Here is an 8,362-nt window from a genome sequence, read left to right as displayed (position 1 = left end):
GGGTAGAAAACAGACCGGCAATTTATTATGCAGCATTGGAAAACAACTACCAAATGTGCGAGTTGCTTTTAAAGGCTGGTGCAAATCCCAACCAACCTTCGGGGGAGGGACTTAATAGAACGCCTATTTGGAAAGCTATCTTTAATGAAAACTTTTTATTAGCTCAACTATTTATTAATTATGGAGCAGATATAAATCATAAAGACAATACAGATGTACACATATCAGCTTTTTGCATAGTTTGTCAAAGCTTGATTTGTCTAGAAGCTCTATTAGCTCTGAAAAAAAAAGATGGGTCTCGGGCTATTGACCTTAACGAAACAACCCAGGGCAGATCACCACTTGCGATAACCGTTCACAGCATGGATAAAGAACGCTTAGGGAGGGCTAAGATTTTATTACAGGCTGGCGTTGATGTAAATGGTCATAGCAAAGCATATGAAGAACACCCTACTCCAATTTGGCTTGCTGTACGAAGCAGAGACTTAAAAATGATACAACTACTTCTTGACCACGGTGCAGATGTTAACTTACGAAACTCTGAAAACAAAACTCTTTTAGGGCATGCCACTGATTTTATGTGTCCATCAGTTCTTGAAGAGATTTTAAGATGCAAGCCTAGAGATACTAACTTTATCTACCGATGCGGTAACTCTATTTTGTCTTTTCTTGCAACAGAGCAAATACTTCATGGCGAAATAGGGCTGCGCGCTATAAAAATGATGCTTGCCGCAGGGGCAACCCTTGAAGCCCAGCGCTTCTTAGACTCGCCAAATCAATATGATTTAATTATGTCATCACCTGATAAAAATCCCGCCGCCATAGAATTTCTTGAAGGGGCTTATTTATTAAAGCCAGGTCAATATGAAAAATTACATAGCTCTTTGTTTGGTCAAACTGTCCTGCATGCACTAGAACAAAGAAATCAACACCCAGATCAATTTTTAGCAATGATCGACGATGATCACTTAACGCCAACAGAGATGATCCCTACCCCAATAAAGCAAAATATAAAAAATAATTTTAAAAAAGATGCTTTAAATAAATGGATAACTGATTTTAATGAAAAATTAAAACAAAAAAAATTGGCACCCGAAAGTACCAATTTTTAATTTTTAATTAATCTGATCAATTTCGACCAAATAACATCAAACGAGCTATTAAATCGTCGACCTTAAGCGTTGAGGGATTGTCTTTACGGAATTGATATCTATCGAGTATGCGGATCGCAAGAAAGTCAATCATTTCTGGCATTTGCGGTTTATGCAGATCAAGCAAAGATGATTGATAAGCGTTAAATTCCTCTATCACTCGAGATAAATCAAGCTTGCATACTGGCTTTGTTGTCAAACTTTCTTTTGCTGCACAAACAGATACCAGTGAAACTAAAATAAATGATGATCTAATAAATAGCTTTTTCATAGATTACCCCAATTGAGATTATTATATATAAAAAAACCTACCACAAAAGGCTTTTTTTGAAAAGCGCCTGACCTCGTTTTATAGATATGAGACTGAATCATGCCGTTTTTCCTGACAGTTTCAATTCCTCAAAGTATCACATAGGGGTCGAATAACTCAAACGCTGATGGGGGTCTTTTTTGCTTTTATATCTCCACGCATTACCCAATCTGTTAATATGTTTTTTCTTTCCTCTTCTAGCAATGATCGACGATGACGAAATAGAATCAAAACAAATAATTCCAAGACCAATTAAGCAAAATATAAAAAAATAATTTTAAAAAAGATGCTTTAGATAAATGGATAGCTGATTTTAATGAGAAATTAAGACAAAAAAAAGAACTCCATTAAAAGAGCTTTTTTAATCTAAACCTTACTAAATTAGTTTACCGCAACGGCTTCATCTTGATCCGCAACCGGACGTAAAGACTCTTTTAGAAATTAGCGAACTCTTTGGTGTAAAAAAACATTTAATATCGCCGCAGTAAGCCTCTTGTCTTTACAGGAAGATCCAAAAGATTTGTTTCAGGATCAGGCTTTTTGGCCCCAGCAGCAATTAGTAATTCAACAAGCTTAATATTTCCATTTTTAGCGGCGCAATAAAGCGGTGTTTCGCCCTTAGAATTCTTAGCGTTTATATCTGTCTTCGCTTCGATGCAAGCAGATACTGCTTTCGCTCCTCCGAATTTAACAGCTCCATGAAGTGGCGTATCTAAATCATTAGATCTAGCATTCGGATTAGCTCCATGATTAGATAATAAAATTATTGCCGAATAAGCATTACTATCATTATGTGCTGCATAATGCAACGGAGTGTTTTGACTTGCATCACAAGCTTCTATTTTGGCATGATACACAAGCAAAAGCTCGATTTCTTTCGTTTTTCCAGCTATAGATGCACGATGCAATGGCGTAGCATTATTTTTATTGCATGCATTTGGATTCGCCCCAGCCCTTAAAAGAGCTTCCAGTACATTATATCTACCGTAATACGATGCTGCGTGGTGTGCAGGTGTGTAACCAACCTCATCTTTAGCTTCTATATCAAATCCTAAATCAATTAATGGCCTTATTAAGTCCATGTATCCATTTCTTGTTGCATAGTGCAGCACTGTTTCGACAGACTCTTTACCGTCTTTAGAGCCTGCCAGGTCTTTAAAAAAAATCTTAATAGCCTCGACATCCTTACGAATTACCATCTTTGTCAACGCCTTTTTTGCTTCTGCTCTTTCATCAACGGAACTGCAACAGCCTAACAATGCACCGCTTAAAGAGAGAAAAACAAATGGAAATAAAATTACTCTCAAGAACACCAATAAACTTTTCATAAATACCATAATTATTAAAAACTAAAAAACATACCTCACAGCCAAGAATACCCCTATAAATGCAAAAAACAACAATAGCATGGCAGAAAACTCATTTATTAGCTAAAAAAAGTAATTACTACCAAAACTAAACTATTTGATCAATGCATCAAGAAATAATGAATTTGACAAAAAAATTGGTACCCGAAAGTACCAATTTTTAATTTTTATTTAATCTGAAATTAACAAATCAACGAAGCTTGTTTTCCAGCCCTTAAAGCTTTTGGCTGAACTTGCTGTTGATAATGCTGTTGTTGATATGCAGGCTTTTCTTCGTGAGCAAATGATCCCATTTTTTGCATTATAGAATACACTGAAATAGCCAGCGTAAGCATATTTACAGCTGTTGAAATCTCACCAAAGCCATACTTTGCCAGTCCCCACCAACCATCATGCTGATGAGCTTGTTTTTCTGCTAGTGACATTGCTGGAGTCATAGACACTCTTAAGGCCTCTACACGGCTTCCAATAAAGCTTGCCGATTCAGCTGCAACGTTTTTTGTATCTAAACATTCTAATCTAAGGGCCTCAGCTTGCTCTACAACTTGCTGATTTGCTGCATACTGACCAATCCCAAAAGCAACACTCGTAAGAAGCGCTTTTGGCAAATTTGCCACAGACCATGAGCCTGCAATTTTAGCGGCAGCTATCGCTGCTGCAAATGATCCTTGAGCTTGTTGACAAGCGCCCATGAAAACCAGGGTCGCTAATAATAACTTTTTCATATAACCTCCATGTTTTATGATACTTTTTAGTTATAAATAGCATACCAGGTCAGCAAAAAGGCTCAAATGGTAGGGGTATTTTTTAGCTCTTCTAAATAAAAGATATAAAGCCCTGAAAAAAGAATTGTGAGCGCCAGCAGAGCGTTTCCAGTGACCGAATATCCCATCAGCGCAGCTCCATAAAAGAGCCCAAAGGCTGGCTCTAAAAATCCCGCAAAGGCTATAAACGTAGGCGAATATCTACCCAAAAGATAGACGTAGAGCATATAAGTTAAAAGACTCGAGGCTAAAAAAGCAGACATCAGAAGCGGAAATTCCGGCGAAAAGTTTAAAGAAAAAACCTCAAAACCATGAGCACATGCCACAAAAACAGCAGAAACAAGGCCTCCTACCAACATGGCAATCCCATTAATCAATTGAATCGGATGTGAAAACTCTTTTAAAAACTGTTTTAAAACAACCCATCCATATGAAAAAACAAGCATAGAAAGCAAAGATATTAGATTGCCCCACCATTGTAACTCTGGGTCGAGCAAATTTGACGAGCTATGCTCAGAAACTACCAATATTGGCACTAAGCCAATAAAACCAACCAAAAGTCCTATGACTTTTTTATAGGTTAAATATTCTTGACCCCTAAAATACTGAATAATAGCTGTTAAAAAAGGACCAGATGCAACTATAAAACATACAGTTACCGGATCTGCATATTGCATACTGTAAGAAAACCCACACATCACAAAAGCATGAATGAGAACTCCATAAGTGAGCAAAAGCAGCCATCCTCGAGAAGACAAAGAAAACTCCATGGTTTGCTTACGAAAGAAAAACCATGAGTAACTGAGCAAAATAGCGCTACTTCCCAAGGCTCTAAGCATTCCTACAAAAAATGGATATGGATTTGTTGCCATCAAAGAACTGTTGATAAAAGTCATAGCGGAGAATACCGCGTACAGTAAAATAATTAAAATCATAAAAAGAAACCTTCAAACCTAGAGTATATAGGCTAAAAGCAGGCCATACTCAATACAACTATAGTTTATCTCATAGATTGTATACTACCTACATAAATCACAAAAACTCAATGATTATAACAAACAAGTCTATTTTCCCACAGAGGCAAAAAGATTTCTCTTTTTATTCTGTATTTATTATTAAAAAAATAGTAATAATGAGTAAATTTTACTCATTGTAAAGGAGATATCATGATAAATTTTCTAAGCTTTCATAAAAACTATGTATTTTTTGCACTCTTTGCTTTTGCATCACAACCAATTATTCCATCTCACCAAAAAAAAGAACGTCCAATGGGATGGGGCACTATGATTTTTGGGCGCAACACAGATAGCGAAAGCCTCGAAGATAGTGAAAGCGACGATGGCCAAGAAACCTTGCCATGCACAAATGGAAAAAAAGGACAAGGATCAACCCAAGCAGACAGCTCTAAGCAAAAACCTTGGCAAATAAAAATTACCGATGCGGCTACGGCTAGCGCAAAACAAAGACCAGAGGAAATAGAAAAAGATTCACCATCTCTATCAAGCTGTAAAAACAATGACGGCTTTGAAATGATAGACGAGCCAATATCTCCAAACTTTTTACAAAGCCAACCAATACCAAAACAATCAAATCCATTTTTACAGTCAACTATTGGCATAAGAGAATCGTATTTAGACTACATGCGAAGAATTATTCTAACGGGACAACAAGAAGATGCTATGACTAAAGATGCAAATTATGGCGTCAACGCATCTCGCGCCCTTTTTGATTCTGTACAAAAATTAACCGAACTAAATTCTGCACAAGACTTATCAGCGATAGAGCTTTTAAAGTCACATAGAGCATCAATCGTATCTACTCATGGTGATTGCGACATGCTTATCCAAGCAGTTAATCAACGCTGCTCATTTTGCCAAAGCAAGCTTACCAACCAAGCACCAGAAGCATCAAAAAATCAAGTAACTGCGTGCACAGGCTGCACATACGGCAAAAAACACATTACCCCAAAACATATAGAAGACGGACAAAAAGCTTTGCGAGCAGCGCAGGTAGCTCATCTTAATCAGGTTGCAAAACTTCTTAAAAATGCAAACGATAGACAAGAAGCAATACATCAATTACGAGTAGAGCTTTACAAAGCTCATCCAACACCAGAACAAACAAGGGCTGTTTCTCCGCTGCATCGAATGGAACTGATACCAAATCCCAATAAAAATAACTAAACGAGCTTTTAAATAAAAAATCTGTGGTAGATCCTAAAAAGATGTATCACAGATTTTTATTAAGTACTTCAGAATAGAAAAAACTTTATATAATTCTTTACAAAGAGCAGTAAGATTAAATAACTTTTAAATATTGCAAAAGAATTATAAGGAAAATCACATGAAAAAATTAATTATTTCTCTGGCTATAATTGTCCCAACGTTGATATTTTCTGCTCCTAAAAAAAATAAATCTCAACGCCTACAACAAGACATAGCAAACGCAAGCATGATTCTTCAACCACAAGAAGAAATAGAAGTAAAAGAAGAAATAAGAAGTGGCGAAGAAAACCAAGCAGTTACTCAATCCCTAGAAAGTGCACAGCCGCAAAATTCTTTTCATGAAGTTGCCAACCAAGATGAAGTTACCGTTTTAATTCCAGAAACTCAAGCTCAAACAGCTGAGCACCAACACCTACAAACAAACTCTCAAGATCAATTTAAATCACCAAGCCCTGTGACTCCAAACCAAGATCTGGCAACAGTTCAATCTAGCCCACAAAGAAAACCATCCCCAAGGCCTTCAAGCCCTGAGCGGCCATTTCACTTAAAAAACTCCGAGTCATCAACAGGATCTTCATGGGACCAAGACTTTGATCCAAAGGACAATGACTCAAGCGAACAAGAAAAGATAAAACGTAAAAAATATACCGTTACAAAACTGACTCATCAAAAAAGTACCGTTTCTACGGTCATAGAGTCGCTTCCAGATTCTATACAACAAGCGGCCGTTGCAATGTTTAATCCCATGAGCGCAGAAGAAGCAATTACAAAAAAATACTTTGAAAACATTCAACAAATTGTCGAGGAACGGTCAATGCCTCTTCCTGATTATCTAAAAAGTATTAACCCACTCGATAATGGAGAGGATGAAAGACAGCTAAGCGGAGCTGTTCATGAAGCAATAAGCCAAAATCACCCTGTGGTAAGCACGCTTCTTTTTCAGATGCAGGAACATCGTTTATTTTCACTCGTAACAACACCAACACAACAAAAAATAAAAGAACATCTCGAGACTCAACAAAAGCTTAACAAGCGCAGCTTTAAAGCGACCATGGCTTCATTTTTAGAATCATTTAATAAAAATAAAATAACACTCGATGCTTTATCACTCGATGCTTTATCCAATAATGTTTTACCAGAACCAAAAACGATTTTACAAAGCTATGAAGATATCTCGGGAAAATCTAAACAAACATTACATGAGCTTACAAAATTTGCCACGCAAACTGCCTCAACAGAAGATAAAAAATCCTCCTTTGCACCTCGCATGGACTGATTTAAAAGAAATACTATGGAGTTAGAAACAAATTTCATACATCATTAAGCTAAGCCTAATGACATTTTTTAAGCTAGCTGAAAACCAATCTAGAACACGACTCTTGTTTTCAGTCAGAATATTTTATATTCACCTAGTCTGACATAATACAAAAGCTTACAATAAGCACATATCTTTAGAATTTTCAGAAGGAGAAAATAAACAACCATGCTTTTAAGAGAGTAGTAAAAAGCAGATTGTAACAAATTACTTTTTACGATTAGGAACATTTAATGATACAATATACCTACCTTACACTTAAATATCATCTAACAAACAACAATCTAAGAGCTATTATTCTTATGCTCTTGTGTTTTTCAAATTTTTCATTCATTCAGGCAAGCGGATTTGATGGCGACACATTAGTTACAACCTCAAGCGGGCGACTAAAAGCCATAAAAGACTTAAGAGTCGGAGATGACGTTATTTGCTATAATAGCAACCTTGAACAAGAAACAAACACAATAAAAGGCGTCTGCGCTTTTATTGTAGAGGCAACAATGACTATTACAACGAAAGACAATATTTCAATGGTCACAGGATTGATGGAGCGCTTCTATCTTCCTGCAGAAAACCAATGGGTCTGCGCAAAAGATCTAAAGGAAAGCGACTGTCTTTTAAATGAAAACTTAGATTATGTTGCTATAACAAATGTGACCAAAAATCAAAACAAAGATGTCATGTTCATTATCTATGTTGATAATCAGCATAATTTTTTAGCATCTCAGGGAAAATATATAGTTCATAATGGAGCTATTGGCGCTGCAGTAGGAGTTATTGCTGGAGCAAGTGCCGTTCAAGGTGTTTACTGGGGGTTTACTGGCTTTCTTGGAACAATATCTGGCCCAGCTGCTCCAGTAGTGGTAGGAGTTTGGTGTTTTTGGACAGCAGCTCCTTTGGCGTTTGCTACAAAAGTAGGTGCCCTAACAGGTGGCATAACCCTTGCGACATTAACTGGCCCCGTATAAACAACAAGGATTTATAATGTACACATGGTATATGCTGTATGCGATGGCAATGATTGCAGTCGCTATATCTTATTATATAAAAGTTCATATTTTAGGACATAAATTATGAATCAGAATATGCACACATGGATTGCAACAGCGCTGGGTGTAATAACAGTAAAATTTATTATTCAGTGGCATAATTTCAATAAAATTGAAAATGATTTCGACTTATTAATATATATTGTTGACGTAGCCGGAACAATTATATTTTTGGCAGCGT

At 36.6% G+C, this 8,362-nt stretch carries 8 protein-coding genes; 4 read left to right on the top strand and 4 right to left on the bottom strand.

All coding sequences use genetic code 11. The features are described 5' to 3' along the window. On the top strand, window positions 1–1,112 hold a 1,112-nt coding region (locus NTU89_00135; GenBank protein MCX5922956.1), incomplete at its 5' end, for an ankyrin repeat domain-containing protein. A gap of 16 nt (window positions 1,113–1,128) precedes the next feature. On the opposite strand, the gene NTU89_00130 is transcribed toward NTU89_00135, so the two are convergent. From NTU89_00130 to NTU89_00115, 4 genes are all read right to left on the bottom strand, one after another. Next, on the bottom strand, window positions 1,129–1,422 hold the full coding sequence (locus tag NTU89_00130; protein ID MCX5922955.1) for a hypothetical protein: 294 nt from the start codon (window positions 1,420–1,422) through the stop codon (window positions 1,129–1,131). A gap of 509 nt (window positions 1,423–1,931) precedes the next feature. Further along, complete coding sequence (locus tag NTU89_00125) at window positions 1,932–2,789, bottom strand: ankyrin repeat domain-containing protein (protein MCX5922954.1); 858 nt, start codon at window positions 2,787–2,789, stop codon at window positions 1,932–1,934. A 221-nt stretch (window positions 2,790–3,010) separates the two neighbouring features. Continuing rightward, the gene (locus NTU89_00120) at window positions 3,011–3,553 is read right to left on the bottom strand and encodes a hypothetical protein (GenBank protein ID MCX5922953.1); all 543 of its coding nucleotides are present in this window, start codon (window positions 3,551–3,553) and stop codon (window positions 3,011–3,013) included. A 62-nt stretch (window positions 3,554–3,615) separates the two neighbouring features. Then, window positions 3,616–4,527 carry a DMT family transporter gene (locus NTU89_00115; protein MCX5922952.1) on the bottom strand — a complete coding sequence of 304 codons (912 nt, stop codon included), beginning with the start codon at window positions 4,525–4,527 and terminating at the stop codon, window positions 3,616–3,618. 231 nt (window positions 4,528–4,758) lie between these two features. Here NTU89_00115 and NTU89_00110 point away from each other — a divergent pair, with 231 nt between their 5' ends. The 3 genes from NTU89_00110 (at window position 4,759) to NTU89_00100 (ending at window position 8,100) form a co-directional block, all read left to right on the top strand. Further along, window positions 4,759–5,775, top strand: coding sequence for a hypothetical protein (locus NTU89_00110; protein ID MCX5922951.1), 1,017 nt, complete (start codon window positions 4,759–4,761; stop codon window positions 5,773–5,775). Window positions 5,776–5,935: 160 nt separating this feature from the next. Further along, window positions 5,936–7,093, top strand: a complete 1,158-nt coding sequence (locus NTU89_00105) for a hypothetical protein (GenBank protein MCX5922950.1) — start codon at window positions 5,936–5,938, stop codon at window positions 7,091–7,093. 272 nt (window positions 7,094–7,365) lie between these two features. Further along, on the top strand, window positions 7,366–8,100 hold the full coding sequence (locus NTU89_00100; GenBank protein MCX5922949.1) for a Hint domain-containing protein: 735 nt from the start codon (window positions 7,366–7,368) through the stop codon (window positions 8,098–8,100). Window positions 8,101–8,362 lie beyond the last annotated feature (262 nt).

This window comes from Candidatus Dependentiae bacterium (assembly GCA_026389065.1).
GTDB lineage: Bacteria > Babelota > Babeliae > Babelales > Chromulinivoraceae > JACPFN01.
This window is presented reverse-complemented; position numbering and strand designations above follow the sequence as displayed.

Bases quoted from the DNA above. Each gene is read 5' to 3' on its own strand.
- NTU89_00130 (MCX5922955.1), bottom strand. From the start codon at position 1,422: ATGAAAAAGCTATTTATTAGATCATCATTTATTTTAGTTTCACTGGTA.
- NTU89_00125 (MCX5922954.1), bottom strand. From the start codon at position 2,789: ATGAAAAGTTTATTGGTGTTCTTGAGAGTAATTTTATTTCCATTTGTT.
- NTU89_00120 (MCX5922953.1), bottom strand. From the start codon at position 3,553: ATGAAAAAGTTATTATTAGCGACCCTGGTTTTCATGGGCGCTTGTCAA.
- NTU89_00115 (MCX5922952.1), bottom strand. From the start codon at position 4,527: ATGATTTTAATTATTTTACTGTACGCGGTATTCTCCGCTATGACTTTT.
- NTU89_00110 (MCX5922951.1), top strand. From the start codon at position 4,759: ATGATAAATTTTCTAAGCTTTCATAAAAACTATGTATTTTTTGCACTC.
- NTU89_00105 (MCX5922950.1), top strand. From the start codon at position 5,936: ATGAAAAAATTAATTATTTCTCTGGCTATAATTGTCCCAACGTTGATA.
- NTU89_00100 (MCX5922949.1), top strand. From the start codon at position 7,366: ATGATACAATATACCTACCTTACACTTAAATATCATCTAACAAACAAC.